The 26,244-nt window shown below is 49.9% G+C and carries 30 protein-coding genes; 14 read left to right on the top strand and 16 right to left on the bottom strand.

All coding sequences use genetic code 11. The features are described from left to right. Positions 1–49 precede the first annotated feature (49 nt). From spoIIAB to DWZ56_RS13830, 6 genes are all read left to right on the top strand, one after another. The gene (gene spoIIAB / locus DWZ56_RS13850; protein WP_118557318.1) at positions 50–493 is read left to right on the top strand and encodes an anti-sigma F factor; all 444 of its coding nucleotides are present in this window, start codon (positions 50–52) and stop codon (positions 491–493) included. Between the two features lie 35 nt (positions 494–528). Then, complete coding sequence (sigF, locus tag DWZ56_RS13845; RefSeq protein WP_118557317.1) at positions 529–1,242, top strand: RNA polymerase sporulation sigma factor SigF; 714 nt, start codon at positions 529–531, stop codon at positions 1,240–1,242. Positions 1,243–1,439: 197 nt separating this feature from the next. Further along, positions 1,440–1,592, top strand: coding sequence for a hypothetical protein (locus tag DWZ56_RS22765; protein ID WP_158584586.1), 153 nt, complete (start codon positions 1,440–1,442; stop codon positions 1,590–1,592). Further along, positions 1,589–2,218 carry a stage V sporulation protein AA gene (locus DWZ56_RS13840; protein ID WP_118557228.1) on the top strand — a complete coding sequence of 210 codons (630 nt, stop codon included), beginning with the start codon at positions 1,589–1,591 and terminating at the stop codon, positions 2,216–2,218. The genes DWZ56_RS22765 and DWZ56_RS13840 overlap by 4 nt, the downstream gene beginning before the upstream one ends. After that, the gene (locus DWZ56_RS13835; protein ID WP_243095265.1) at positions 2,205–2,630 is read left to right on the top strand and encodes a stage V sporulation protein AB; all 426 of its coding nucleotides are present in this window, start codon (positions 2,205–2,207) and stop codon (positions 2,628–2,630) included. The genes DWZ56_RS13840 and DWZ56_RS13835 overlap by 14 nt, the downstream gene beginning before the upstream one ends. An 83-nt stretch (positions 2,631–2,713) precedes the next feature. Beyond that, positions 2,714–3,166 carry a SpoVA/SpoVAEb family sporulation membrane protein gene (locus DWZ56_RS13830; protein ID WP_118557226.1) on the top strand — a complete coding sequence of 151 codons (453 nt, stop codon included), beginning with the start codon at positions 2,714–2,716 and terminating at the stop codon, positions 3,164–3,166. A gap of 42 nt (positions 3,167–3,208) precedes the next feature. Here DWZ56_RS13830 and DWZ56_RS13825 read toward each other — a convergent pair whose 3' ends face one another. The 3 genes from DWZ56_RS13825 to DWZ56_RS13815 are packed head-to-tail and all read right to left on the bottom strand — an operon-like array spanning position 3,209 to position 4,995. Next, positions 3,209–3,940: a hypothetical protein gene (locus DWZ56_RS13825; protein WP_118557225.1), complete on the bottom strand. Its 732-nt coding sequence runs from the start codon at positions 3,938–3,940 to the stop codon at positions 3,209–3,211. Between the two features lie 40 nt (positions 3,941–3,980). Next, a complete protein-coding gene (locus DWZ56_RS13820) occupies positions 3,981–4,394 on the bottom strand; it encodes a hypothetical protein (protein WP_118557224.1) in 414 nt (137 codons plus the stop codon). A gap of 1 nt (position 4,395) precedes the next feature. Beyond that, positions 4,396–4,995, bottom strand: coding sequence for a hypothetical protein (locus DWZ56_RS13815; protein WP_118557223.1), 600 nt, complete (start codon positions 4,993–4,995; stop codon positions 4,396–4,398). A 482-nt stretch (positions 4,996–5,477) separates the two neighbouring features. On the opposite strand from DWZ56_RS13815, the gene DWZ56_RS13810 reads away from it, so the two are divergent. Then, positions 5,478–7,331, top strand: a complete 1,854-nt coding sequence (locus DWZ56_RS13810; protein ID WP_147369426.1) for a six-hairpin glycosidase — start codon at positions 5,478–5,480, stop codon at positions 7,329–7,331. Between the two features lie 60 nt (positions 7,332–7,391). Here DWZ56_RS13810 and DWZ56_RS13805 read toward each other — a convergent pair whose 3' ends face one another. Next, positions 7,392–7,571 (bottom strand): hypothetical protein, encoded by a 180-nt coding sequence (locus DWZ56_RS13805; protein WP_118557221.1) that lies wholly within the window; start codon positions 7,569–7,571, stop codon positions 7,392–7,394. An 8-nt stretch (positions 7,572–7,579) separates the two neighbouring features. Then, positions 7,580–8,710, bottom strand: coding sequence for a glycoside hydrolase family 27 protein (locus DWZ56_RS13800; protein ID WP_118557220.1), 1,131 nt, complete (start codon positions 8,708–8,710; stop codon positions 7,580–7,582). Positions 8,711–9,117: 407 nt separating this feature from the next. Between DWZ56_RS13800 and DWZ56_RS13795 the strand changes: the two genes are divergently transcribed. From DWZ56_RS13795 to spoVAE, 3 genes are read left to right on the top strand one after another with little or no spacing between them, the layout of a single operon-like run. Further along, entirely contained in the window at positions 9,118–9,321 is a 204-nt protein-coding gene (locus DWZ56_RS13795; RefSeq protein WP_118557219.1) for a hypothetical protein, read from the top strand. Further along, positions 9,318–10,325, top strand: a complete 1,008-nt coding sequence (gene spoVAD / locus DWZ56_RS13790; RefSeq protein WP_118557218.1) for a stage V sporulation protein AD — start codon at positions 9,318–9,320, stop codon at positions 10,323–10,325. Before DWZ56_RS13795 ends, spoVAD begins: the two co-directional genes overlap by 4 nt. A gap of 1 nt (position 10,326) precedes the next feature. Next, a complete protein-coding gene (gene spoVAE / locus DWZ56_RS13785) occupies positions 10,327–10,683 on the top strand; it encodes a stage V sporulation protein AE (protein WP_118557217.1) in 357 nt (118 codons plus the stop codon). Positions 10,684–10,695: 12 nt separating this feature from the next. Here spoVAE and DWZ56_RS13780 read toward each other — a convergent pair whose 3' ends face one another. The 9 genes from DWZ56_RS13780 to DWZ56_RS13740 all read right to left on the bottom strand — a co-directional run bounded on the left by DWZ56_RS13780 (position 10,696) and on the right by DWZ56_RS13740 (position 17,312). Then, positions 10,696–11,760, bottom strand: coding sequence for a type IV pilus twitching motility protein PilT (locus tag DWZ56_RS13780; RefSeq protein WP_118557216.1), 1,065 nt, complete (start codon positions 11,758–11,760; stop codon positions 10,696–10,698). Positions 11,761–11,817: 57 nt separating this feature from the next. Further along, positions 11,818–12,339, bottom strand: a complete 522-nt coding sequence (locus tag DWZ56_RS13775) for a hypothetical protein (RefSeq protein ID WP_118557215.1) — start codon at positions 12,337–12,339, stop codon at positions 11,818–11,820. Continuing rightward, positions 12,336–12,869: a hypothetical protein gene (locus DWZ56_RS13770; protein WP_118557214.1), complete on the bottom strand. Its 534-nt coding sequence runs from the start codon at positions 12,867–12,869 to the stop codon at positions 12,336–12,338. The genes DWZ56_RS13775 and DWZ56_RS13770 overlap by 4 nt, the downstream gene beginning before the upstream one ends. Further along, the gene (locus DWZ56_RS13765; RefSeq protein ID WP_118557213.1) at positions 12,856–13,359 is read right to left on the bottom strand and encodes a DUF4860 domain-containing protein; all 504 of its coding nucleotides are present in this window, start codon (positions 13,357–13,359) and stop codon (positions 12,856–12,858) included. The genes DWZ56_RS13770 and DWZ56_RS13765 overlap by 14 nt, the downstream gene beginning before the upstream one ends. Before the next feature lie 45 nt (positions 13,360–13,404). Then, positions 13,405–13,734 carry a hypothetical protein gene (locus tag DWZ56_RS13760; RefSeq protein ID WP_118557316.1) on the bottom strand — a complete coding sequence of 110 codons (330 nt, stop codon included), beginning with the start codon at positions 13,732–13,734 and terminating at the stop codon, positions 13,405–13,407. Positions 13,735–13,775: 41 nt separating this feature from the next. Next, positions 13,776–14,810, bottom strand: a complete 1,035-nt coding sequence (locus tag DWZ56_RS13755) for a type II secretion system F family protein (protein WP_118557212.1) — start codon at positions 14,808–14,810, stop codon at positions 13,776–13,778. A 14-nt stretch (positions 14,811–14,824) separates the two neighbouring features. Then, complete coding sequence (locus DWZ56_RS13750; protein WP_118557211.1) at positions 14,825–15,850, bottom strand: transglutaminase-like domain-containing protein; 1,026 nt, start codon at positions 15,848–15,850, stop codon at positions 14,825–14,827. Positions 15,851–16,192: 342 nt separating this feature from the next. After that, a complete protein-coding gene (locus DWZ56_RS13745) occupies positions 16,193–16,741 on the bottom strand; it encodes a chromate transporter (protein WP_118557210.1) in 549 nt (182 codons plus the stop codon). Positions 16,742–16,757: 16 nt separating this feature from the next. Further along, positions 16,758–17,312, bottom strand: a complete 555-nt coding sequence (locus DWZ56_RS13740; protein WP_118557209.1) for a chromate transporter — start codon at positions 17,310–17,312, stop codon at positions 16,758–16,760. A gap of 156 nt (positions 17,313–17,468) precedes the next feature. Here DWZ56_RS13740 and DWZ56_RS13735 point away from each other — a divergent pair, with 156 nt between their 5' ends. Continuing rightward, entirely contained in the window at positions 17,469–18,347 is an 879-nt protein-coding gene (locus DWZ56_RS13735) for a LysR substrate-binding domain-containing protein (RefSeq protein WP_118557208.1), read from the top strand. Positions 18,348–18,357: 10 nt separating this feature from the next. Here DWZ56_RS13735 and DWZ56_RS13730 read toward each other — a convergent pair whose 3' ends face one another. Then, positions 18,358–19,971: a response regulator transcription factor gene (locus DWZ56_RS13730; protein ID WP_118557207.1), complete on the bottom strand. Its 1,614-nt coding sequence runs from the start codon at positions 19,969–19,971 to the stop codon at positions 18,358–18,360. Further along, on the bottom strand, positions 19,972–21,696 hold the full coding sequence (locus DWZ56_RS13725; protein ID WP_118557206.1) for a sensor histidine kinase: 1,725 nt from the start codon (positions 21,694–21,696) through the stop codon (positions 19,972–19,974). It lies immediately after the preceding gene. Positions 21,697–21,933: 237 nt separating this feature from the next. Here DWZ56_RS13725 and DWZ56_RS13720 point away from each other — a divergent pair, with 237 nt between their 5' ends. The 3 genes from DWZ56_RS13720 (at position 21,934) to DWZ56_RS13710 (ending at position 26,198) form a co-directional block, all read left to right on the top strand. Then, positions 21,934–23,115 carry an MFS transporter gene (locus tag DWZ56_RS13720; protein ID WP_118557205.1) on the top strand — a complete coding sequence of 394 codons (1,182 nt, stop codon included), beginning with the start codon at positions 21,934–21,936 and terminating at the stop codon, positions 23,113–23,115. Between the two features lie 202 nt (positions 23,116–23,317). Continuing rightward, positions 23,318–24,859: an ABC transporter substrate-binding protein gene (locus DWZ56_RS13715; protein WP_118557204.1), complete on the top strand. Its 1,542-nt coding sequence runs from the start codon at positions 23,318–23,320 to the stop codon at positions 24,857–24,859. Positions 24,860–24,941: 82 nt separating this feature from the next. Beyond that, a complete protein-coding gene (locus DWZ56_RS13710) occupies positions 24,942–26,198 on the top strand; it encodes a serine hydrolase domain-containing protein (RefSeq protein ID WP_118557315.1) in 1,257 nt (418 codons plus the stop codon). Positions 26,199–26,244: the final 46 nt, after the last annotated feature.

Below are 26,244 nucleotides of genomic sequence, written 5' to 3'. Positions count from 1 at the left end.
GAAAAAAGGCAGTAAATGCGCTTTGACCGGCGCAGAAATGGAGGAAGAGATGGAGAACAATAATCAGGTACAAAAACCGGAGACGATGCGGCTGGAAATGGAAAGCTACTCACATAATGAGCAGTTTGCCAGAGTGGTGACAGCCGTATTCCTATCCCGCCTGGACCCCACGCTGGAGGAGATGGAGGATGTAAAGACAGCGGTATCCGAAGCCGTGACAAATGCCGTCATACACGGATATGAGGGAGGAGAGGGGAAAATCATATTGGAGGCTACGCTGGAGGATTCTGCGGTAACCATCTGTATCCGCGATAATGGCGTGGGCATTGCGGACATACATAAGGCGATGGAGCCGCTGTATACCTCCAAGCCTTCCAATGAACGCTCCGGCATGGGATTTTCATTTATGGAAGCGTTTATGGACAGTGTGACAGTGGAATCGGAGCCCGGGAAAGGCACAACTGTGACGATGAAAAAGAAGATCGGCAGATGAGCAGTTTATCCCTGTAGAGGAGGAATCGGATGTGTATGGATGCAGTAGCAAAGTTAATCCAGGCAGCACACGATGGGGATAAAGCGGCGCGGGACAAGCTGGTGGCGGACAATATGGGACTGATCTGGAGCATCGTCCGAAGGTTTGCCGGCAGAGGCCATGAGATGGAAGACCTGTTCCAGATAGGGAGCATCGGTTTGTTAAAGGCCATAGATAAATTTGACCTTTCTTACGATGTGAAGTTTTCCACTTACGCGGTACCGATGATTACAGGTGAGATAAAACGGTTTCTGCGTGACGACGGCATGATCAAGGTCAGCCGGTCGCTGAAGGAAATCGCATATAAAGCGAAGACCGCTAAGGAAATGATGAATAACAGGCTGGGCCGCGAGCCCACCATAGATGAGCTGGCGGAAGAGCTGGGCATCTGTGTGGAAGAACTGGCCGTAGCGCTGGAGTCCGGCGCTGAGGTGGAATCCATCTATAAGACAATCTATCACGGCGATGGGAACACAATCAGCCTGATTGATAAGATTGAGGAAACGGAAAACGACAACGAAAAGCTCTTAAACCGCCTCGTGCTTCAGGAACTGATCAGCGCTCTGGAGCCGCAGGAAAAGCGGATCATCACGATGCGGTACTTTTTGGATAAGACACAGACCGAAATCGCCAAAGAGCTGGGCATATCCCAGGTGCAGGTTTCACGGCTGGAGAAAAAAATACTGAAATCCATGAGGGACAGCTTTTAAATAACTAAGAAATGCGGCCGTGGGCCGGGACGGAATATGCAGCCGTCCCGGCCCGCTTAGTCTGTATTGCTAAAGCGGCCCGCTGCAGACAGAGAATCCCGCAAGCTTTTTATGAAAGAAAAAAAGGCGGATAAATCTTCGTAAATGATGAAATAATAATGGCAAAAGAAATCTTGCGAAGAAAAGGAAGTGATAAAATGAGCCGTACTAAAATACGCTGGGTACTGATTTTTGTGTTGATTGCCGCCATTCTCTTCAGTGTGTGGTTCTATTTTACCTATCTGGATAAGGGCGATATCGGAACGAGAGGCACTCTGGTGCGCCTGATGGAGGATATCAGAGACCTATGAGCAGCGCGACGGTATATATTAAAATGGAACAGAATATTGAGGTTCATGAACGGGATGTCACCCTGGGACAGCTGGGAGAAATCCGGTCGGATGACAAGGCGGTGGAAAACCAGGTGAAATCCTTAAAGCTTATGACCGTTCATGCGGAGAAATTTAACCGTTATGTATTTTCCATCATGGACGTGGTGAAGGTTATTCAGGGACTCGATCCGAAGATCACAGTCACCAACATGGGAGAAACGGATTTTATTGTGGACTATCAGAAACCGAAGAAGCATTCCAAGGCCATTGACTGGAGCAAGACCGTATTTGTGTGTCTGATCACCTTTATCGGTTCTGCCTTCGCGATTATGACTTTTAACAATGACGGTGATGTATCCAAGCTCTTTACGGAGTTTTATATGTTGATTATGGGCGTGGAATCCGACGGCTTTACGGTCATCGAGGCCGCCTATTCCATAGGTCTGCCTCTGGGAATCATCCTGTTCTTCAACCATTTCTCCAAAAAAGCATTTTCCACCGATCCGACTCCGATGGAAGTGCAGATGCGCATTTATGAGGAAGAGGTGGATAAAGCCCTGATCAAGGACGCGGGAAGAAAGGAGTCCGGAATTGATGTTCATTAAGCAGCTGATTTTAGCCGCGGTGGGGCTGGCAGCAGGAGGCATCATATCGGCCGGTGTGTTTGCCTTCATCACCATCATCGGTCTGGTGCCGAGGCTGGCAGCCAGAACCAAAACAGCCAAACATGTCAGGCTGTATGAGGATATCATTGTGCTGGGCGCTACCGCGGGCAATCTGACCTTTTTCTACCATTTTCCAATCTTCGGCGGAGCCGTAATGGGAGTGGTATTCGGCCTGTTTTCCGGTATTTTTGTGGGATGCCTGATCATGTCTCTGGCGGAAACGCTGGATACTGTACCGACGATCAGCCGGCGCATTAAGCTGGCTGTGGGGCTGCAGTATATTATTTTGAGCATCGGACTTGGAAAATGTGTCGGTTCGCTTTTATATTTCTGGTACGGGATGGCCGGCTGACAGACCGCTGCAAACAGCAAATTGGAATACCGGATTCTGACCGGTGACAAGAATGAAATGCAAGAAAGAGATGAGGAAAACAAATGGATGAAAAACAGTATAACGAGTATATAAAACAGATAACGCCCACCCATAACACGTTTCTTAACGTGCTCAAAGCTTTTCTGACCGGTGGCATTATCTGCACCATTGGGCAGGCGTTAAATCAGTGGTTTTCAAGCGGTATGAATATGGAAAAGACGGAGGCCTCTGCGTGGACTCTGATTGTTCTGATCGGCCTATCCATCCTCCTGACCGGTTTGAATATATTCCCCCGCATCGTGAAATTTGGAGGGGCGGGAGCGCTGGTGCCGATCACCGGTTTTGCTAACTCCGTAGTGGCGCCGGCCATTGAATATAAAAAAGAGGGACAGGTATTCGGAATTGGATGTAAAATATTTACAATCGCCGGACCAGTCATTCTGTACGGGGTATTAGCATCGTGGGTATTAGGGCTGGGGTACTGGTTGTTGCAGATGCTGGGAGTGATCGGATAATATGCAGAGCATTTTATGATTCTGCTTACATTCATGCTCCTGTTATTTAACCTTCTTTTTGGTACCCAGCAGTTTATCCGCCGCGGTTAAGAAGAGCGCCCCTGAAACAATCAGAACCAGGCCGCCCGCCGCGAAACGCAGAATCAGCACTGTCAGGGTATGGGACTCATTCCATTTATTGTTGATGCAGTAAAACTGACCGTCCAGGGATACGTCATATTTTTCGCAGATCTCTTTCAGATAAGGGAGGGCACTGCTGTTTATACTGGTCTTATTTCCGAGCGGCAGAGTTACATCCTGGCCGGACTGTATGCGTCTCGCTTCCTCCATGGGGATCTGCGCCAGTATGTGCTGCCCGTCCGACAGCTGAAGGATGTAATACTCCGTATATTCGCCGAAGATATCCCAGACCTTTTTCATGATTTCGCTGCGCTGGCCTCCCCGGCTGCTTCTGGTGGCGCGTTTATAGGCGGGCACCCAGGCGCTGCGGCTTCCAATGCCGGTGGGGATCGCTTCTGCAGGCTCAATTGTTATGTACTCAGTGGAGGTCCGGATATCCTCCCATTCGCTTAGGGTGTTAATGCGCGGGATATCCTCTCCTGCAGGCATGCCCAGGTACTCTCCCAGGTGATCCTCTTTCGCATCGGCAATGCTCACCGGTTCTTCATTACCGCGCAGAACATACTCTATTCCTATATTTTTTCCAACATATATGGCAATTGCCAGTGCCGCAATAACCAGAATTACCTCGTGGATTTTTATTTTGCTTTTCATGTTTTATCCCCGCTGTTCATACTTTCCCTTTCGATATTTATTATAATCCGCTGAAGTGTTCATAAGGAAATGTGTAAAAACCTTTGATATCCTCGGTATCCCTTACCTGAAGAAAATCAGTGATTTTCACCCATCGGGCATCGCATTTCGGACAGCGGTACAATTCCATCCTGCATGCCCGCCGCCCGGTAGGGATCGCTTCTTTAGACTGGATGGGAACCATGTGGGAGAGAAGATAGTCTTCGGCGTTCTCGTAGGTATCGCCAAAAGAGACAGGGAGGAGGAACAGGCGGGCAGGCACATCCTCCCTGACAGTTGCCGCCCTGCATTTTGGGCACTGTTCCTTGCCCTTAAGGATTCCAAAAATCGAAGGCAGAGCGCGTACGACCGCGATTACGGCTGCAGCGGCGCAGATTAGAAAAATGATTTCCGGAAGATAATTGATGAATGCCATTTTAATTCCCTCTTTTCCGCTCCTCCGCTCTCGTTTTCGCCGCTTTCAGCCGCTCCACATAGGCGTCGGCCTTGGAAACGGCTTCCGCCCCGATGCCTGTTTTTGTGCTCACCACGCGGTTTGTGAGCAGGGTGGGCATGCTGATCTTCTTGCCGTCCACATAAAAGCGGAAACGGATTCCCGTCATGGAAGAAGCGATAGTTTCTATACGGTCGAGGCGCGACGCGTCAAACACCTGTATGACAAACGGATTATAGGCTGATATAAATGCGATCATGCCGTTTTCGGTGTCTATGTACAGGATACCGCCCCGGCTTGTAAAAGAGCTTCTGAACTGATAGGGGAGCTGATCGAGCTTTTTGGCAGTCCTCCTGATAAACATACTTGTAAAACTGCCCCATGCGACCATCATCAGCATGATAATCCAGATGATGATTCCAAACATGAGCGCAGCTCCCAGAATCATCGGTCCGGTCAGCTGTCCCATGGCTGCCGCACAGATAAAACCGAGCACCAGCGGCAGCGCGATGGCGGCGCCCAGTATCATCAGGATAAAGGATAATCCCACCCGTTTAAAACTTTGTGTTTCACTGCTGTCCATTTTTGTCTCCTTTCCCTGTCACCAACTGAAGGTTGATGACCTGCGCACACATCAGTGTGCTTCTTCTTTTCATTTGCCGTTATGGTTTGGACTTTTATCATTGTATCATTTATGCTGTGTTCTGGCAAATTAAAATGTTACTCTTTATGATGGCCGGGAACGTCCCGGCTACTTTTCACACGCTGCCGATAAAGCAGCGTATGAGAGGGCAGGGTATGGTCCTCATAGGGATCCCTTGAAGCCCGCCGGTACTTATTGCTGTGTATTTTACAGCATTAGTACCGCTGCGCGCTTCACGGAGCGAGAGCGTGTCCCAATGAGGACCATACCCTGCCCTCTCATACGCGGGAATTTTTCGGTAACTGTAAACAGTAACACTAAAACAGTAAAAAACATAAGAATATTAAAAATAAACAATAGGGTAAATCCGGTTTGTCTGCTATAATAAATGAGAGCTATCATTTATGAAAGAGGTGGAAAACATGGAGCGTATTATTTTTACGAAGGATAAGTATGATATGAACTGGCTGCGGGAGGACTGTGAGTATGCGAAGACAGAGTGCCCGAAAGAGCTGGCCTGTGAGGTGCACAGCCAAAGGGACGGCGATATTCTGAAGACATCGGTCATATTTACAAATACAGGATGCCGTCCGGTTTTTACATCCCTGGACAGTATAGGGATTTATATGCCATTGAATGATCGTTATGAAGGAAGCGAAATTTGTATAAAAGAACGGTGCCATACCCATATCTTCTGCGGTGGAGATATAAGCTATATCATGGCGCTTAGGATGGGAGGGGAGGCGCCCCATCTGGGCATGGTGCTGACGGAAGGCAGTCTGGGCGGTTACAGCATAAAGCGGGACTTTGCGAAGATGAGCAATGACCGGGGCCTGTTTATCCTGCATCCGTCGCCGGCAGAGCTTCAGCCGGGTGAGAGCATGAAGCTTGCGTGGACAATTTTTCCCCATGAAGGGAAAGAGGATTTTTACCGGAAGCTTGCGGCGTTTCCAGGGATGGTGCTGGTATCTGCCGACAGATACGTGTGCTTTCCCGAAGAAACAGTCCGGATCACGGTCAGGCCTTCCTTCGATACGTCCGCTGTCCTGGTAAACGGGATGCCTGCGGCCAAAACAGAGGCCGGATTTATTTATGATTATCATGCGGATGCCTGTGGAGAGCAGATATTGAATATAGAGGCGGATCAGGTGAAGACATACTGCCGCCTGCTGGTGCAGGAGAATCTACAAAAACTGGCCGGGAAACGCTGCCGTTTCATAGCCGGAAAGCAGCAGTATAACGGGGACAGCCCTATGCTAAGAGGTTCCTTTCTGGCCTATGACAATGAAGAAAAACATGTTTACTACAGCGATACCAATGATTATAACGGCGGCAGAGAGCGCGTGGGAATGGGACTGCTGATGGCCCGTTATCTGCAGAGGCATGAGGATGCACAGCTGCGCGCCAGTCTGGACTTCTATACGGAGTTTGTACTGCGGGAACTGGTGGATGCCGGGAGCGGAGAAGTGTATAACGATGTCGGCCGGGACGGAAGCTATGAACGGCTTTACAATATGCCCTGGTATGCGACCCTGTTTACAGAGTTGTATCAGCTGGACGGAAAGCGTGAGCACCTGCTTTATGCATACAGGATTCTTATGAAATATTACAGCAAGGGCGGACATACCTTCTATGCAATCGAACTTCCGGTGCTTGCGGTCAGCAGAGCGCTTAGAGCTGCCGGAATGGAGGAAGAGCTTCTTAAGCTGACCGAAATGTTTAAAAAACACGCGGATTATATAACGGAGATCGGCACCGCCTATCCCCCCTCAGAGGTCAATTATGAGCAGAGTATCGTGGCCCCTGCGGCCAATATCCTGCTGCAGGTACATATCCTGACCGGAGATGAGGTTTATCGGAAGGCCGGAGAAAGTCAGTTAAAAGTGCTGGAGCTGTTCAACGGGCTCGCGCCAGATTTTCACCTGTACGAAACCGCTATCCGTCACTGGGACGGCTACTGGTTCGGCAAACGCAAGCTCTATGGGGATACTTTCCCGCATTACTGGAGCGGTCTGACCGGCAATGTATATGCTCTCTACTCCATGATTACCGGAAGCGGAGAATACAAAAAGAAAGCAATGGATTCCGTTAAGGGAGTGCTTCCGCTGCTGTTTCCGGACGGCAGCGCATCCTGCGCCTGCCTGTTTCCTCATTCTGTCAACGGCATCCGGGCTGATTTCTACGATCCGTATGCCAATGACCAGGATTGGGGCCTGTATTTCCTGTTAAGACTTGAGGCGGAGCTGGGGTACCGGTTTGAAGATAGCCAGTTCTGAAAGAAGATAATAGGCAGCCGGAGAAGATTCTGTGCATCTTTCTCCGGCTGCCTTTAACGTTCATATGAAAAGCGTGCATCCCTGCTGTTTAAACTGTTCGATTTTCGCGTCAATGAGTTTTGGTGGAACGTCCAGTTCCCTGGCCAGACAGCTGCGGCAGAGAAACTCTTTGCTGGCGCGGTTTATAAATTTTTTGTGTGCCCCTATATCGTTGTAGGACAGTTCTCTGCCGCAGTTCATACAGGTGCTCACGACGCAACTACTTTCGCACGGTATACCGCGCAAGAGTAGGGCTCCAGTTCTGCAATGACCGTGGAGTTGACCGCCCGGCTGGTTTCGCCGGTCCACACCTCTTTAAGTTCAAGCGTTCTGCCGGTGCTGTAGGGCAGCCCTAATTCATCCAGATTAAACCGGGCGGCAGCTTTGCTGTCACTTAAGTTGAACAGCCCGATGGCCAGATCGCCGCCGGCAAGCTGGCGTGAGTAGATGACTATATCCTCACCGCGTGAGTTCCCGATTATCTTTACCGGCTGCCTGCATCCTGGGTCCTGGTTGATCCGGATCAGCTCCCGGTTGCAGAGAATTTCCCGGGTCCGATCGTTCATACTGCGGACGTCGCAGCCGATCATCAGAGGGGAACCCATCAGAGCCCAAAAAGAAAAATGCGTTTTATACTGGGTATCATTGCATCCTGTTAATCCCACATTCCCTTTTCCGTACATACCTACAATCAGCATATCCATATCATTGAAGCAGCCGGCACCGTTATAGGGATGCAGCTTCTCCTGCTGATGAATCAGCTTTTTTACGGACTCCCAGGTATCGAAGATATCTCCGGTAGACCTCCACATGGATGCAGATGTTTCCTTGATCCATTCGTGGGTTTCGTCCGCACCCCAGGAACAGGCGGAGAAAAGGATATCCCTGCCGCAGTTTTCCAGAGCCAGACCCATCCGGCGGTAGAGGTACTTTCCTGGGATAATGGGGCTGTGATAGCAGTAATCATACTTCAGAAAGTCCACTCCCCACCCGGCAAAGGTCTCAGCGTCCGTAAATTCGTGTTCAAAACTGCCCGGATATCCCGCACAGGTTAGGTTGCCGGCACAGGAATACATGCCGAATTTAAGACCTTTCGAATGCACATAATCCGCTGTGGCCTTCATGCCGTGCGGAAATTTCTCGGGGTCGGGGACCAGGCGCCCCTGTTTGTCCCGTTCCTTGAGGGACCAGCAGTCGTCAATGACCAGATATTCGTATCCCATTTCCGGAAGACCGTTTGCCGTCATGGCGTCTGCCGTTTCAAAGATCAGCTGTTCATGTATATCCGGTCCGAAAGTATTCCAGGAATTCCACCCCATGGGCGGTGTTGTCTTTAACATAGAGAACCTCCTTCAGTTATGTAGTATATAACAGTATAATATATATAAAACTCGCTTTTCTATATATAATAGTGCATATATATGTATTTTTGTTGCAAAATCGGGCCGGATGCCCATTTTTTCCTGCTTTAAGTTTTCAACGGTCATAAAACTTTTTTAAATGCATAATCCTTTCCCTGCATGTTTTCAAAGTTTTGACACACACTATCTCTAGTACCTCGTATACCAAATAACTACACTTTATTACTGGCCTATTTTTCCGATAGCACGGATCAAAAAGCCTCAACGTAGCCCGCTACGCCTGCGTTTTTTGATCCGCACTCTCGAAAAAATATGCTCAGTAAAAAGTATAGTTATTTGGTATACGATGTACTAGCAATTGTTACAGCACAATGAAAGGAGACGCTATGGATAACAAGGAAGAAATGCCTCTTGGATTCAGCTTCAGCCTGGCAATGGATGAAAAAGCCATGGACCGCTTTGCAGCGATGAGCGAGGCAGAGAAAAACCGGGTGATCGGCCAGGCGAGATCCGTTCAGTCGAAAGCGGAGATGGAACAGCTGGTAGCAGGTATTGGAAAAGATGCAGATAAAGGGATGACAGCGAGATGAAAGCAGGAAAAGCGAGTATAAAATTTGAGAATCCACCCAGAATCGTGGGCACGGCATCCGTGGTGGGAGAGAAGGAAGGCGACGGCCCTTTAGGCCAGCTTTTTGATATAGTGGAGAAGGATCCCATGATGGGAAAGGATAACTGGGAACAGGCGGAGAGCGCCATGCAGAAAAAAGCGGCGGACCTGGCGATAGAGCATGCCGGCCTTGTGCGCACGCAGATCCGTTACCTGTTTGCGGGAGATCTGCTTGGGCAGCTGATCGCCACCAGCTTCGGGACAGTGGATCTGGACCTGCCCATGTTCGGCCTCTACGGAGCCTGCTCCACCATGGGAGAGGCGCTGATGCTGGGATCGGTCATGCTGGACGCAGACAATGCGGACTATGTTATGGCCCTGACCTCCAGCCATTTTGCCAGCGCAGAGAAACAGTTCCGTTTTCCTTTGGAATACGGCAATCAGAGGCCGTTTTCCGCAACCTGGACGGTGACCGGTTCCGGAGCCGTGATCTTGGGGAAGAAGGGAAGCAATATACAGATTACCGGTGTGACCACCGGCCGTATGGTGGATATGGGTGTGAAGGATTCCATGAATATGGGAGCTGCCATGGCGCCGGCGGCAGCGGATACCATCGAACAGAATCTGAAAGATTTCGGCATCGCGCCGGGACACTATGACCGGATCATAACCGGTGACCTGGGATATGTGGGACAGACCGCTCTGATCGATCTGCTGCGCAGCAAAGATATCAATATATCGGAGCAGCATATGGACTGCGGCATTGAGATTTTTGACAAGGAAAAGCAGGATACACATGCGGGCGGCAGCGGGTGCGGCTGCTCGGCGGTGACACTGTGCGCATATATACTGCCCAAGATCGCTTCCGGAGAATGGAAACGCGTGCTTTTTATGCCCACCGGCGCGCTGCTCTCCAGCGTCAGCTTTAACGAAGGGCAGAGCATACCGGGCATAGCCCATGCCGTAATGATAGAGGGGGTGAACTGACATGGATTATCTGAAGGCATTTCTGATCGGAGGCGCGATCTGCGCGGTGGTCCAGATCTTTATGGATAAGACAAAACTGATGCCGGGACGCATTATGGTAGGTCTCGTGGTATCCGGCGCGATACTGGGAGCGCTGGGCATCTACGAGCCGTTTATCGAATGGGCCGGTGCCGGTGCCAGCGTCCCCCTGCTGGGATTTGGCAATTCTCTGTTTAAGGGTGTAAAGGAAGCCATCGCGGAGAAAGGATTTCTCGGCATCTTCACAGGAGGACTGACCGCTACATCGGCCGGCATCGCCGCGGCGCTTATCTTTGGATATATCGGGTCACTGATATTTAACCCCAAGATGAAAGCATGACAGTTTATGCTATTACCTCTGTGCTCCGATTTTCTTTTCCAGCAGATCGGGGTTGGTGGCATAGGTAAGCGCTGTCCGCCCCGTGATCTGCCCGGCATTATACAGCTCCAGCAGACTGCTGTCCATGGATTTCATGTTGGCGTTGGACGAGGAGTAGATCACACCGTCGATCTGATGGATCTTGTTTTCGCGGATCATGTTGCGGATTGCGGGAGTTACGGTCATGACCTCAAAGGCCGGCAGCTGTTTTCCGCCTGTTCCCGGCAGCAGCTGCTGTGACACCACGGCCTGCAGCACCATGGAGAGCTGTACCGCCACCTGCCTCTGCTGATTGGACGGGAAAACGTCTATGATGCGGTCGATGGTGTTGGCGGCGCCCAGGGTGTGCAGCGTGGAGATCACCAGATGGCCGGTTTCTGCGGCGGTCATGGCGATGCTCATGGTTTCATAATCGCGCATCTCACCAAGCAGGATGACATCCGGCGTCTGGCGCAGGGAGGCCCGCAGCGCATTTACATAGCTCTCCGTATCCGTGGAGATTTCACGCTGGCTCACGATGCTTTTCTTATGGGAATGCAGGTATTCCAGAGGATCCTCCAGCGTGATGATATGCTTTTCCATATTTGTATTGATGTAATCGATCATGCAGGCTAAAGTCGTGGATTTACCGCTGCCCGCCGGCCCGGTAACGAGCACCAGGCCCTTCGTATGATCTGCCAGGTGGATGATGTTCTCCGGAATGCCCAGGTCAACGGGGTCCGGCAGGCTGAATGTAATGACGCGGACGACGGCGGCCATGGAACCGCGCTGCCTGTAGGTGCTGACGCGGAATCGGGACAGACCCTTGACGGCGAAAGAAAAGTCATCATCGCCTGTGGAAAGAAAATGTGTAATATCCCGTCCGGCCATCTTATATATGCCGCGGATCAAAAGCTCCGTATCATCGGTCATGAGCCTGTCTCCGTTTTCCATGAGGAGCTTGCCGTCCTGCTTATAGGAAAGCGGCCGGCCGGCGATGATAAAAACATCCGATGCGCCGTGGGCGGCTGCATCAGTAAGCAATGCTACAATATCCATAAATACTTCTCCTTCTGTCACCAACCGGAGGTTGATGACCTGCGCACACATCAGTGCTCACTGAAAGTTTCCGTCAAACAGATTCAGGGTGTCATCCGGCTGCCATTCACCGGTGGCCGCCGCCTTCCAGGAATCCACGCGGTAAAATCTGTCACCGGGTTCCTGCGGGCAAAGGACGGTCAGGGCGACCTCAAGGCTTTGCTCTGCAGAGATAGGCGTGCTGAAATGAACGGTAACTGTATCATAAGCTTCCGTTATTTCCAGCCCGGATAAACCGGACAGTTCGGACAGCGAGGAGATAACCCGCCCGAAGTAAGCGGTTTGCACATCTTCGCCGCCGTCGGCGGTTTTTGCATGGGCATCAGCCAGACGGCGGTCGATCTCATCCAGCAGATCCTCCGCCGCGCTGCAGGCGCTGTAGTACTCATCCGTATGCTCTTTGAGCTTTTCTGTCAGCCGGTAATCCGCGCTGGCACTGGTTAAAGAAAGCGCGGCAAAGATAACCAGGCATAGGATTGCAAAAATAACAATGATAGAGGAAATCCCCACATTCAGGGCGGGGCGGTTTCTTGTTTTCAAAGGACGGCCCTCCCTTCCGGAATGATACGGGAAATCAGCTTTCCGGTCTTAGCGCCGCGTGAGCGGATGCTCACCGGAGCCGATGTTTCAAGGCGGTTAGGGCTGTGAACCCGGACTGTCAGCTCGTAGATCGGCGCGCTGTCGGAGCCGCAGCTTCCGATCCGGATACGGCCGTATACCATGGAATCTTCCCTGCTGACGGTAAGCTCCAGCCGATAAGCCGCGTTTCCGGCTTCGTATTCTTTCACGCTGCATTCCTGCCAGTCTGCTCCATAATACTGGGTGAGGCCGTCAGCGGATATATCCGCATACGGATAGAAGCCGGCTATGGCTTCCGACTCCCCCATTCCGGAGAAAAATGCGGACGCCGCGCTCTGGGCGCAGCCCACCGCATGGCTTTCATCCACGGAAGACTGGCTTAACCGGCCGGCTTTGGCGAACATCTGTATACAGACTGCTGAAGCCAGTGCAAAAAACAGAATGCAAATCATAAGTTCCATTAAAAACAGATTGGATTTATTTTTTTCCATGATCGGGTTCCTCGCTGTGCAGTGATACATACATCTGCATCCGTTCTCCGGACTGGCCTTTACAAGACAGCAGAAAGGTCCCGGAAACCGGTTCGGTTACGGAAAAATCCGTCACCGGCATCACGCTCTGGCCGTCTTCCGGCTTCGCCTCCCGGTCCTCCCGGATGAACAGCTCATGCAGTTCCTGCTCCCACGCATAGATATAGGTGGTATAGGCGACGCCGTCATATTCCTCATTTAACAGAAGCGCTTCTGCGCCGCCGATCTGCCCGATCCGCACGCCGCCGGCCTCGTCATGCTGCCGTATTTTTTCCGCCACATAGGTCAGAGACGTGCGGACCGTATAATTATTTTCCATATTTGACACTGTGTTCTGATAGACCTGCACGCCGATAGCCGCGACAATCAGCGCACAGATAGTAAATACGCCGAATAGGGACAGGGTGAAGAGAAAATCCACCACATGCCTGCCCTGCTTTTGAAATTTCATAACAGTGCCTCCTCGCCTTCAGACAGCCGCGCCGCCTGATGTTTGTTACTGTAAAGGGATCACGGTGATGTCCGGCATCATGTTGGAGCCGAAGATCCGGTAATCCACCAGATATCTGTCGCCGTCATAGGTTAGCCCGTAATGGTCCTTCAGATATTCCAGGCTGGGCGGGTAACTGCCCTCTACAGCGTAACAGTGTACGACGCTTCTCTGTATCGCGTTTTTTAAGCTCTTTTCCTGCTCTGCGGATGCGGCATCCGATGCGTCCCTGATCCCGACCCACAGAAAAAGCATCACCGCCGCGAAGGACAGGAGCGGCACGAAGAGTCTGCCGGCCAGAGAATGTTTTTTTCTTTCTTTATGAAATCGGTTCATGATCACCAAGGCCTTTCTCGGTTAATACGCGTTGTGCCATATTATCCTATGGCGGACATAATTCCCATGAGGGGGAGCATGACGGACAGCAGGATCAGCCCTACAATGACGGATAGGACGGCCACCAGCGTGGGCTCAATGACGGACAGAGATTTCTGTATGGATTGATCTGCGGCCTCTTCATATTGCAGCGCGATCTTCTTCATCACTTCATCGGTGGCGCCGGTTTTGACGCCGACAGAGACCATACCGGCATAGACCCCGGTGAAGAGCCCGGACTGTCCCATGGCTTCCGAAAATCCCATGCCGGAGGCGATTTTTTCCTGACAGCCGGTGATCTTTGCATGGAGCCTGTCATTGTCCACCAGCCGGGAGACCATATCCAGGCTCTCATCCATATCCAGGCCGCTGCTCAAACACAGGGCCATGCCGCCTGCGAAGCGGGATGCGGCGATTTTGTCATAGAGTGACCTGGTGAGGACAAAGCGGGATGCGAAAGCTTTCAGGCTGGCCCGACCTTTTTTGCTTTTGGTAAAATAGAGCGTGCAGCCTGTAAGGAGGGCCAGCAGCAGAAGAAACGCGATGGAATAACGGCTTAAGACGCCGCCCAGAGCCAGCATGCTCCCGCCGAATCCGCTCATCTTGCTGCCTAACTGTATGTATACCTGTTCAAAGATCGGCATAACCTTGATGATCAGAACCAGAATGACCGCCACCATCATGCCGATCATGATCAGCGGATAGGTTATGGCATTTTTGATGCTTTTGGAAATTGCCTCTTCCCGCTCATAGTAGGCGGCCAGCGCTTCCATGACCTCATCTAAGCGCCCGGACTGTTCACCGATTTCGGTCATGTCCAGTAGATATTTGGGAAAGACCTGCGCCCGCTCCAATGCCAGATGCAGGCTGCCGCCCTCCTCCAGAACTGAGCATATGCCCTTTAGGATGGCGCGCCCTTCTTCCGAATCGGCATCCTCCGCCAGCATGGAAACACCTTCCATGGAAGAAATGCCGGCTTTCAGTATCATGGCCATCTGACCGCAGAAATAAGTGATTTCATTGTTTGTAAGTTCCATTCTGATCCCTCATTTCAATAAGAAAATTTGACGGTGTAATTGCTTCCGTCCCCGATATACTCCAGAATCTTTTTATTTCCCTTGCTGTTCGCCGCGAAGGTGGGGTCCATCATGGACCAAGATCTGCCGTCGAACTGTATGATGTTGTCGACCCAGCCGACTTCGCTTATGTAGGTGCTGATCCAGGCGTGATAAACCTTGCCGGCGTAGCCGATCTCCAGCTTGGTCGGAATCCCCTGAGAGCGCAGCATGGCGGTCATGAGCGCCGCGTAGTCAAAACAGATCCCCTTTTTACTTTCCAGGGTCTCATCCACCACCGGAAGATATTCGGAGGAAGTGCTGCCCGCCTTTTTCTCATCGTATGAAATCGTATCCGTCACAAAGTGATAGACATCGGTCACGACATCTAGATCATCATCGGCTGTTTCGGCCAGCTCCTCAGCCTTTTCGACCGTCTTGCTGTCCTCTGTAAAATCTACGTACTGGTTGGGATAAAGAAAGGGGGTGAATTCATCATCCAGCGTGACATCCAGCTGACAGGTAAAGGCCGTGGAATATCTTGTATCTTGGATATTTTCGTAGATTCCCAGGCTGTAGCGCCCGTTGCCGCCGGTAAAGGGGAACACTTCATATCCGCTGCCGCCTGTCTTAAGGCAGTAGTTGTAGACCACATCGGAGGGATCCGTAATCAGCATTTTTACCTTGGGATTGCTGCCGGTATAGTTTACCATCACATAACCTTCCGAGAGATGGGAAGCATCTATGGATACCGCATCGTTCCCATAGGTGACTGTTCCGTCCGCCGCGGGTTTTAAGACCTTTGGCGTATTGGGCCGGCTTCCGGCAGAGGAAGATGCGGATGTGCTTTCATGGGAAGGAGACCTTCCGATGGAAGCTTCAGCCGCGGAGGGCAGAGACGGTATCTGTGCGGTTGGCGCCGGAGGATCCGGCGGTGAAGAGGGAGAGTTCTGGCAGGCAGAAAGCGCCCAGATGCCGAAAATAAGCAAACAGAAAGACAGCAGATTGCGCAGCCGGTTCATATGACATCCTCCTTTCCGCCAGAAGCCTGAGTGTGCCTGCCATGTCAGGTACGGCAGGCTTAAAGTTAGTGTAATATTGCTTTATTATACACTATCGGCGGAAGTTATTCAATTCACAATATGGGCTGCTCTGTTACTATTCACAGTTGCCGTAACCTTCCCGCACATGTCTGGGCAGAGTATGGTCCTCATTGGGACGCGCTCTCGCTCCGTGAAGCGCGCAGCGGTTCTAACGCTGCAAACTACGCAGCGAAAGAACCGGCGGGCTTCAAGGGATCCCAATGGGGACCATACTCTGTCCAGACATGTGCTGCTTTATCGGCAGCCATGAACAGTGACTGCTTAATAATAGACAAAGAGTCCGACAACGCCGGTGAGGACGAGCAGCGTAATCGGGTTCATCTTATATTTTCGGAGCAGAAAAAAGGAGGCGCCGAACACCAGCAGCGCGGGCAGGTTTAACGGCAGATTCCCATATGCGCCGAACGCATTTTGAAAGATGGAGACGGCTGAAAAGGCGATCAGCCCCACGGAAGCCGATTTCAGGCCCTTCAGCAGAAATGCTGTCCAGTCCAGATGATCTTTTTTCAAAAAGAACCGGTAGAGTCCCAGAGAGATCGCGATGCCGCTGATTGTACATCCTGCGGTGGCGGCTACGGCGCCGCCGATCCCGGCGATGCGCACGCCCACAAAGGTGGATATATTGACGGCCAGAGGCCCCGGCGTCATCTGGGATATGGTGATCATGTCGGTGAGCTCGCCCGTCGTGAGCCAGCCTTTGAGATCCACCACCTGTTTTTGGATAAACGGAAGTGTGGCATATCCGCCGCCGATACTGAACAGCCCCACCTGTAAGAAGCTCATTAAAAGAGAAAGTATATCTGTAAACATGTTTATCCTCCGCTTATTACGCTTTCTTAAGATGGGGCGTCAGAAAACCGTATGCCAGACAGATCCCGGCGCAGGCCAGTATGACCAGCACCGCGTCGATTTGAAACAGGAAGCAGGCCAGAAAGGCTCCGGGCATCATGAGGGTCAGGAGCGCATTCTTTTCTTTTCGGACGCTGGCCGCCATGTCAAGCAGCAGGTCGGCGATCATGGCAGCCACGCCGGCTTCCATCCCCTTAAGCAGCGCCAGTATGACCCTGTTTTCCTGAAACTGCCGGTAGCACAGGGAGATCACGGAGAGCAGTATGAGCGGCGGCAGCAGGGAAGCGATACAGCTGACGGCAGCTCCTGGGGCGCCTGCGATCCGATAACCGGCCAGCACCGCCAGATTGACCGCGATGGCACCGGGAGAGGACTGGGCGACGGCCGCCATATCAAGCAGTTCCTCATGGGTGATCCATTTATGTTTTTCCACGTACTGTTTCTCCATCATCGGTATGACCACATAACCTCCGCCGAAGGTGAAGGCGCTGATGGAAAAATTGATCTGAAAAAGGGAGAGAAGCCGGTTCATATAAATACCTCCTGATTTTTTACGGACTACCAGTACATTATACAGGTGGACAGAAGATAAATAAAATTATATAATATTATTATATTAATAACTATTTAGTTATGATATAAAGAAGCCGAAACCGCATCCGCGGCCGGCAGATAGAAGAGGTTGGAGATGACAATCAGGCATCTGAAGATATTTTTAGCGGTTTGTGAGGATGAGAATCTGACCAGAACGGCAAAGCGCCTGTTTATGACACAGCCTGCCGTGACGGTCGCTATAAAGGAGCTGGAAGAGCAGCTGGGAGTCCGGCTGTTTGACAGAATAGCGAGAAAACTGTATCTGAATGAGACCGGCCGGCTGTTTTTAGAAAAAACAAAACAGCTGATGGAACTCTATGAGGATTTGGAACAGGGAGCGGCGCTCCTTGAGGAGACCGCGCCGGTGCGCGTAGGCTCCAGCATAACGGTTGCAAACTATATGCTGCCCGGTGCGTGTGCCGCCTTTGCCAGGCGGTATCCGAAGACGCCCCTGACCGTTGCGGTGGACAATGCCCGGGGTGTCGAAACCATGCTGCTTGAAAACAGGGTGGATATCGGGCTGATAGAGGGGGCGGTCAAAAACGAACAGCTGGAAAAGCAGCTGCTTGCCTCCTATCCGATCTGCCTGGCCTGCCTGCCAGAGCTGGAGAACCAGCCGGAATCGCTTGAGGAGCTGATTCACAGCCGGCTGCTTTTACGGGAAAAGGGCAGCGCCGTGCGGGATGTATTTGACAGCGCCCTGCTGCTTAGCGGCCTGGCGGCCGATCCCGTATGGGAGAGCGTGAATTCCCAGGCCCTGGTGCAGGCCGCCAGGGCCGGCATCGGCATCGCGGTGATTCCCAGAATACTGATTCAGGAAGATCTGGCCCTCGGCCGCCTTAAGGAAATACGCCTAGAAGGGTTTCAGCTGTCCAATGAAAGCTATGCGGTTTATTACAGGGAGAAGCTTCACAGAGAAAGCCTGCGGGGGCTTCTGGAAGTGTTGGCGCTGCAGGAAGCGCCTCTGCTGTAATGTGATGCGCCTAATGCTCTGCGGGGATCTGCTTCCCGTTTTTCTGCCTGTATTTGCCGGGAGTCATATTTTCTATTTTTCTAAAGAGATAAGCAAAATATGAAAAATTGTTATATCCCACTTCCGAGGCAATCATACTGATGGGCAGGGAGGAATTCGCCAGAAGGTCTTTTGCCATCGAGATACGGCAGTCGGTAATAAAATCTTTGATATTCTTGCCGGTCTCTTTTTTGAACAGCCGGGTAAAATACTCGGGATTTAAGTGGACAAATTCTGCTACATCTTTCACGGACAGATCCGTATTGTACCGCTCGATGATGTAATTTTTGGCAAGCGTCACATAATCCTCCGCATTTTCACGCATTTTGTGATTGCTGTTCAGTGCGTGAATGAAAAAATCAACGGTCTTTTTGACATCGTCAATGGTAGAAAAGCTGTCCATACAATTCCGATAAGTAAATTCCGGAGTGAAAATAGAGTTTATATCAATATTTTTCTCATAAAAATACATGAAAAAAAGATGCAGAAGCTGCTGATGAACCTTGCATAATATCTCAAAACTGTTCGGCCTGCTTAAGACATATCTGCTAAGATAAAAGTCTATCTCCTTTTTTAACATGGAGAACTGGCCGGCGCTAAGCAGGGCATTCCAGTGATCAATATTGGCGGAAGGATTGGCCGAAACTACAGCGGCCTCATGTGTTCCATTAGTTTTGATGAGGCCTGTTCTGCCGGATATATTATTACCGATGCATTTGTTCGCAGAATCTATCTGTGTAAGTATATTGCGGTATTTCACCGGGATGGAATAATAAAAGGTGATATCGTCCGTCCCCAGCTGTTTTTGCAGGGAAGATAATAAACCATCTAAGACACTCTCATCGATGGGCAGCAGTTCTTCGCTGTCCGCTATAATAAACACAGAAAACATGCGGAACGGGCTCATGACAGTAAAGTATATGAGATCGTCAAACACAGGGCAGGAGGCCATAATCCCGCTTAAAGTTTTAAGGATAAACTGTTGTGAGGGATAACCGGCTGACTGCCTGCTATAGGGGAGCACGTCCACCCAGAAAAGCTCAATCAGGCTGTCCATTGTAAAAGGATATCCCGCTTTGTTTAAGAGGTCAATACTGTTCTCAATCTCCTGCGGCGACCCGACGTAGAGATTTTCAATGGCCATCGCCAGAAATTCATTCTCGTGAGATTTGAACAGGTGGCCATATTCTTTGATCCGCCTGTTATCGAAATTATAATGCCAGGTATCTGACGCGCGCTTCAGCGCCTGGGCGATTGTCTCATACGGAGCAGGCTGTACCAGGAAATCAAAACAACCCAGCTTAATGCTTTCCTGGGCATACGAAAATACGGCGTGGGATGTTAGGACAATGCGAATGATATGCGGAAAATGTTCCTGTATGAACGAGTTTAGCTCCAGCCCCGATTTGCCGGGCATCTCGATATCGGTAACCAGGACATGAATATCTTCTTTCTCACATATAGCGATGGCGTCACAGGCATTTGTGGCCGAAAACACGTGGGAATAACCTAGGGAATCATAATCGATTCCATGCAGCAGACCATCTAATACGCTTATCTGATCATCTACTAACAATAAATTCATTTAATCGTTCCCCCTATCCGGAATCAGCGGAACAGAAATGATGGAACAGGCGCCTCCGACAGGCAGATTAAAGAATATCATATAGCTGTTATTCTCATACAGAATGGACATGCGCCTCTTTAGGTTATTGATGCCCACATTGCTCTGATCGAAGATGCCGTTTACCGGCTGGTTAATGGCGTCTAATATATCTTCAGGATATCCTGTCCCGTTATCTGAAAGATGAATCTGAAGATACGCAGTCTCTTCATCGATGATCTTTATGATCCTTATATTAAAGAGAAGGACCCCATTTCTGCCCTCGCTGTACTTATATGAATTTTCAAGGAAACTTTGAATAATTAAAGGTGGCACGAGGAAGCGCTTTAAGCTGTTGTCAACGTCTGAATTCAGGATAAAAATCTTATGAGAATCCAGGGACAGGATTTGATAATAATCCTCTACTTCCTGCAGCTCCAGCTCCAGGGGAACCAGGGAGAGATTATCGTGGAACACATACCGCAGGTGATTTGAAAAGGCGATGATCATGCGTTTCATTTTATCTGTCTGACCGTTTTCCAGCATCCCGTACAGGCTCTTTAAACAGTTGATGAAAAAGTGAGATTTTGTCTGCAGCTGATAGTACTGGAGCAGGGCGTGCAGTTTCTCTTCTTTTTCCGACTGCCTGTCGTTTTCCAGCTCGGAAATATTTTTAATCAGCGCCGTTAAGGCTTGCTGTATCTCGCTGATTTCAATGATCCTGCTAGGTTCTGTAATGGAAATACCGCGAGATTTTTCAATCAGCTTTGATATATTGGAAATCTCTGTGACAGGTATCAGGAGAAAGCGGGATGCCAGTTTATAGAGTATGATAAATATCGCTGTAAGGATTATAAGGATGATCAAATTAGGTATAGACTGTTCCAATATAAGGGGCATAAAAGTGGAGAACGGTATGATTACGCTGATTCCGATCCCATAGTCCTCAAGATAGGATGAGCAGAGGAAATGGCCGCTTTTATAAGTCCCATGCATGTTCCCCACACTGCCTTTTAAATCCGCTAAGGATATCTGCTGCGACAGAAGGTAATCCTGCCTGGTCACTATGCTGTCATCGGTAAAAACGGCTAAGGCGGCTTCCGGGCATACAGAGGGTACAGGGTATTGTTTTATATAGTTTTCAATACAGAAGAGCGTGCATAGATTTGCACGGTTTTTTCTGTTTTGTATTATAAGATAATTATTATCGGAAAAATGATCGTAAAACCAATGATTGCACTCATAATCGGAAAATTGAGAAACCTTTATTCCCAGCTGGTGCATAAATGAATAAAATTGCTGCGGTTTCTGGCTGCCTGGCCAAAATATACCGGAAGAATAGTATGCTTCGTCCGTGTCTGAATCATAGAGCATGGTAATACAGTAGGGTAGGTCGTGATAGTTAATAATCTGTCTTAGGTGATAGAGAGAGACCAATCTTTTGGAATCGGGGTAATCGGATATAGACAGCAGCGATAAATTAGGATCGGAAGAAATAATAGTCCGGTTAAAATTGGCCTGAGCGGAAAAATCCAGAGCGAGGGACTGTGCATATTTTTCCAGTGAATGGACGTCTTCCGTGATCTTGGACCGAATGGAGGAACCGATTAAATTGGCGGTATAAAACAGTGAAATAAATAACAGCAGTAATGTAATGATTATAAAGAATCTTTTCAGTATATATTTGATCGAATACAATTTGCCCATAGTTTTTATTCCTCTGAAGGTACACGGCAGAATGATTAATAATTATTCAATATCAGTTTAACACCAATAAAATACCGGCGCAAGAATAACGGATGTTTAGGTCAGATTTATAATATTTTATATCGGAAATGCTACAGAAGAAGGGACGGGGATAATGATATACTTTTTGAAAACGGCAGAGGATGAAGAAAATCGGAATTTCACAGGCCGTTAGACATAAAAAAGAGGAGTGATGGCATGGCGGATAAAGGAAGGCTTTGGAGTGCGGAATATATCATGGTTTTATTTAGTATGCTTTGTAACGGAATGGCAGGAATGATGACAGTCCCTCTTGTGGCAAAATATGCGATACAGACAGGTGCGGATTTGACTGTGGCATCCGCCGTTGCAGGATTAATGTCGCTGGTGGCACTGATCATCTGCCCGTTTGCAGGGGCGTTATGCGACAGGTGCAGCAGAAAACGGATACTGATTTTCGCGAATTTCGGATATGGATGTTCCCTGGCGCTTCACAGCGTATGCACGGTACTTCCGGCACTCGTTCTCATACGGCTGATTACAGGGGTTTTCTTTTCGGTCTGCACTGTGGCGAATGTGGCATACTCTTCTTCTTATATACCTAACCAAAGGATGGGAGAGGGCCTTGGGTATGTGGGACTCACGACAATTGTGGCTCAGGCGCTGGGCCCTTCTCTGGGATTGGAACTTCAGGAAAAGGGGGGCTTTGGCCTGACCTTTGCGGTTGCGGGATGCTTTGCTGTGGTATGTATGATATCCGTCATCTTAATGCCGTATCAAAGCAGCACCGTTTCGGAAGTGAAACGCAAAAAAACGTGTCTGAAAGATCTGTATGCGGTTCAGTTTACGGTATTTATGCTCATGGCGGTGCTGTTAAGCTCTGCGGGAGGATTGATAAGCACATATCTTGCGATCATTGCGGATATCAGAAAGATAGCGGGCATAACGGTTTTCTTTACCCTGTATTCGGTTTTTGCGGTGGCATTCCGCCCGTTTACGGGGCGCATTTTGGATAACAGGGGAATTTTCCATATCCTTATTCCCGCGTTCCTCTGTACAGGGATGTGTATGTTTTTTATAGGGATCAGCGAAACGCTTCTTTTTATCACGATCGCAAGCTTTTTCGGAGCTTTGGGGCAGGGATCGGGTCTGCCCTCTATCCAGGCGCACTGCGTGAAGTCGGTGAGTAAAGAGATGGCAGGTGTCGCCACAAGCACCGTCATGATCGGACAAAATGTCGGGAATGCAATCGCGCCGGTTATTGGATCTTTCTTTATAAAGCCCTTCGGTTATGGCGCGGCCTTCTGTGGATTTGGGCTCGCTGCCGCCGCCGCGGGCATAAGTCTGGTGCTGATACAGATGAATAGGAATCGGAAAAACGGAAAAAGCGTGTCAGAATAGCAATATTCTTAATCAGAAATGTGGTGGTTATACCGGGGCGGGAAGACTAAAATGACAGTAACGACAAGAAAAAAGGAAGCACGCTGATGCGTGCGCAGGTCATCAACCTTCGGTTGGTGACAGAAGAAAAAAGGAAGCACGCTGAAGCGTGCGTAGGTCATCAACCTTCGGTTGGTGACAGAAGAAAAAGGAGGATAGCATTATGAAACGATTATTGGCCATATTGCTGGCGGGCGTGCTGGCAATGTCTCTTGCAGCGTGCGGTAAGAAGGGGGATGTCGAAGGAGATACCAAGGAGCCTGTAAATGAGCAGACAAATGCGGGGGATTCTGAAGACTATCCGGTGCTTCGAATCAATCAGACGGCATTTTACGGCGGCCCGCCGGATAATCACGAGATTGTGGAAGAAGCTCTGAACAAGATTCTTCGGGAGAAGGCCCATGCCGAGGTTGAGGTGGTTTATATTCAGGCCTCGGATCTGCAGACACAATTGAACCTGCTGCTGACAGGAGGAGATGACGCACTGGATATCCTGACCTCCTTCTGGTATACCTCGATCGGTGAACTGGTATCCAACGGACAGGTCATGGCCATCGACGACGTACTGGAATCCAGCGGGCCCGGCATACAGAAACTCTACGAGCCCTATCCTGAGATTCTCGACTGCGCCCGTGTCGACGGAAAGCTTTATGGAATTCCTTCCTACACGGCATGGACATGCGGCAACATGTATTTATGCATGGAAGATACTGCAAAAGCAGCGAATGTGGAATTCCCTGAAAGGATCGATACTGTCGATGAGCTGACGGATATCCTTCTCAAGTTAAAAGAGGCGAATCCGGACAAATACTTTATTGCCGGCTCCACGTCTCCCTACTGGATTCCAAAGTCGATCGACTATCTGGGAGATACGAATTACTGCGGAGTCATTATCGACCCGGAAAACAGCACCAAAATCGAGAATTTCTATGAATCGGACTATTTCATGAATTTTTGTGAAAATGTGAAAAAGTGGAAGGAAAATGATCTTATCTGCCCGGATCCGATGAGCAACACACAGGTGACGCTGGGCAACTTGACGAATAAGATTACATACGGCATAACCGGCTATGATTACAATCTGACGAATACGATCTATGAGGCCAATAAGGAAAACACGTATGACGGCCCCATCGTGGGTACGGAAATCGGGGCAAGGCTTTTGACCACCAGCAATGTCACCACATATTTATGGCACATCACTTCGTTCTGCGATGAACCGGAAGCGGCCATGCGCGTGCTTGACGTGCTGTATACAGATCCGGAAGCGGCAAATATTTTTATGAACGGCGTGGAAGGCGTCACATATGTGGTTGACGAAAACGGGCAGCTGGACTGGCCGGAAGGGATTCACAACCATCAGGAAGCAGGCTGGTTTGCCGGATATAATTACTCTCATCCCAACGGCTTTTTGTGCCCTACCTGGTCTAAGCAGCGGCAGGATGCCTACGAGCTGATGAAGCAGGATAATGCCAACGGAGTTCCCTCTAAGGCCCTGGGATTTACCTGCGATATATCGCCAGTTGCGGATCAGTATGCGGCGTGCGCCAATGTGATCGCTCAGTACTATCTGCCGATTATCAATGGGGTAGTGGATATCGATGAAACGCTCCCCGAATTTCAGAAGGCGCTGCGTGATGCCGGGATAGAGGATATTGTTGCAGAGAAACAAGCTCAGCTTGACAGGTGGCTGGCAGGAAAATAAAGAGATGTCACTGCGGAGGCCGTTAACGGTCTCCGCTTTTCCTTTAAACAATGTGCGCCTTTATACGAGAGGAAGGGAAAAAATGAATTTTGATAAGCTGACGGAATATCTGGAATCTCTCAAAGACAGCCATGATGTAAAGGGGCTGGATCTGATCGTCAGGAAGAATCACGGTACTCTCTACCGCCATATGCAGGGATACAACGACTACTCATGCAGCCGCCCTGTTTCGGAAGACGATTTATATTACTTGTATTCCTGTACGAAGATCGTGACCGTGACAGCGTGTATGCAGCTGGTTGAACAAGGCCGGATCGGCTTACAGGATCTTCTGTCCGAATATTTGCCTGAATTTGCGTCCGTCAGGGTTGCCGACGATTATGAGCTGGGGGATTTTCGGAACATTCCGGACCTGAACGCTCCCTCCCACAGGGCGGAGCGTCCTATACTCATTGAGAATTTATTGTCTATGACTGCGGGACTGTCGTACAACACGGCATCGGAGCCGATTGCAAAACTTAGGGAGAAGAGCGGCAATATGGCGGGTACGGTAGAAATGATGCCCGCAATTGCCAGAATGCCCCTGCTCTATGAGCCGGGGGAGAGATACGCATACAGCCTGGGCCATGATGTAATAGCGGCTGTGATAGAAAAGGTTTCGGGTGAAAAATTCAGTAATTATGTCATGACCCATATATTTGAACCTCTTGGCGTGACGGATATTTATTTTCATCCGGGCCCCAAAGAAAAAAAGCGGCTTGCCGCCCAGTACAGCATTGATTTTGCAACCGGAAAAAAGTCGCCAAAATCGGATAATTCTTTCTGTCTGACTAAGGAGTATGACAGCGGCGGTGCGGGCCTGATTGCGACTGTTAACGGCTTTTCGGCGCTGCTTGATGCGCTGGCCTGCAAAGGTATGGGCGCAAATGGCAGGAGAATTCTCCAGGAAAAAAGCATCAGGAAAATTGGAACCCCTCTGCTTAGTCCTGTGCAGCTGGATGACTTTACCGTGAAGGGGATGTTCCGGCCGGGGTACAGCTACGGCCTAGGGGTCCGTGTTCTTGCAGACGGGACTAAGTCTAAAAGTCCGGTGGGAGAATTTGGCTGGGACGGCGCCGCCGGAGCCTACGCGCTGATCGATCCTAAGAACAATATCAGCGTGTTTTATGCGCAGGAGATACTGGGAATGGCGGGAGTATATTCCGAAGTGCACCCCAGAATCAGAGATCTGGTTTATGAATGCATATTTGACGAATCCGGTTTAGCTCTGGCAGATCAAAATAGTGATAATCCAGGTCAGTTTTGGAGTGGTGTGAGGAGAAACGGTACCGTAAAATAATAGCATAAAGATCTGATATTACAGGTCATCAGCCTTTGAAGGGTGA

It is taken from the genome of Lachnotalea sp. AF33-28 (genome assembly GCF_003477885.1).
In the GTDB taxonomy this organism is placed as follows: Bacteria; Bacillota; Clostridia; order Lachnospirales; family Lachnospiraceae; genus AF33-28.
The sequence above is the reverse complement of the archived record's forward strand: the minus strand, read 5'-3'. Positions and strand labels throughout refer to the sequence as shown.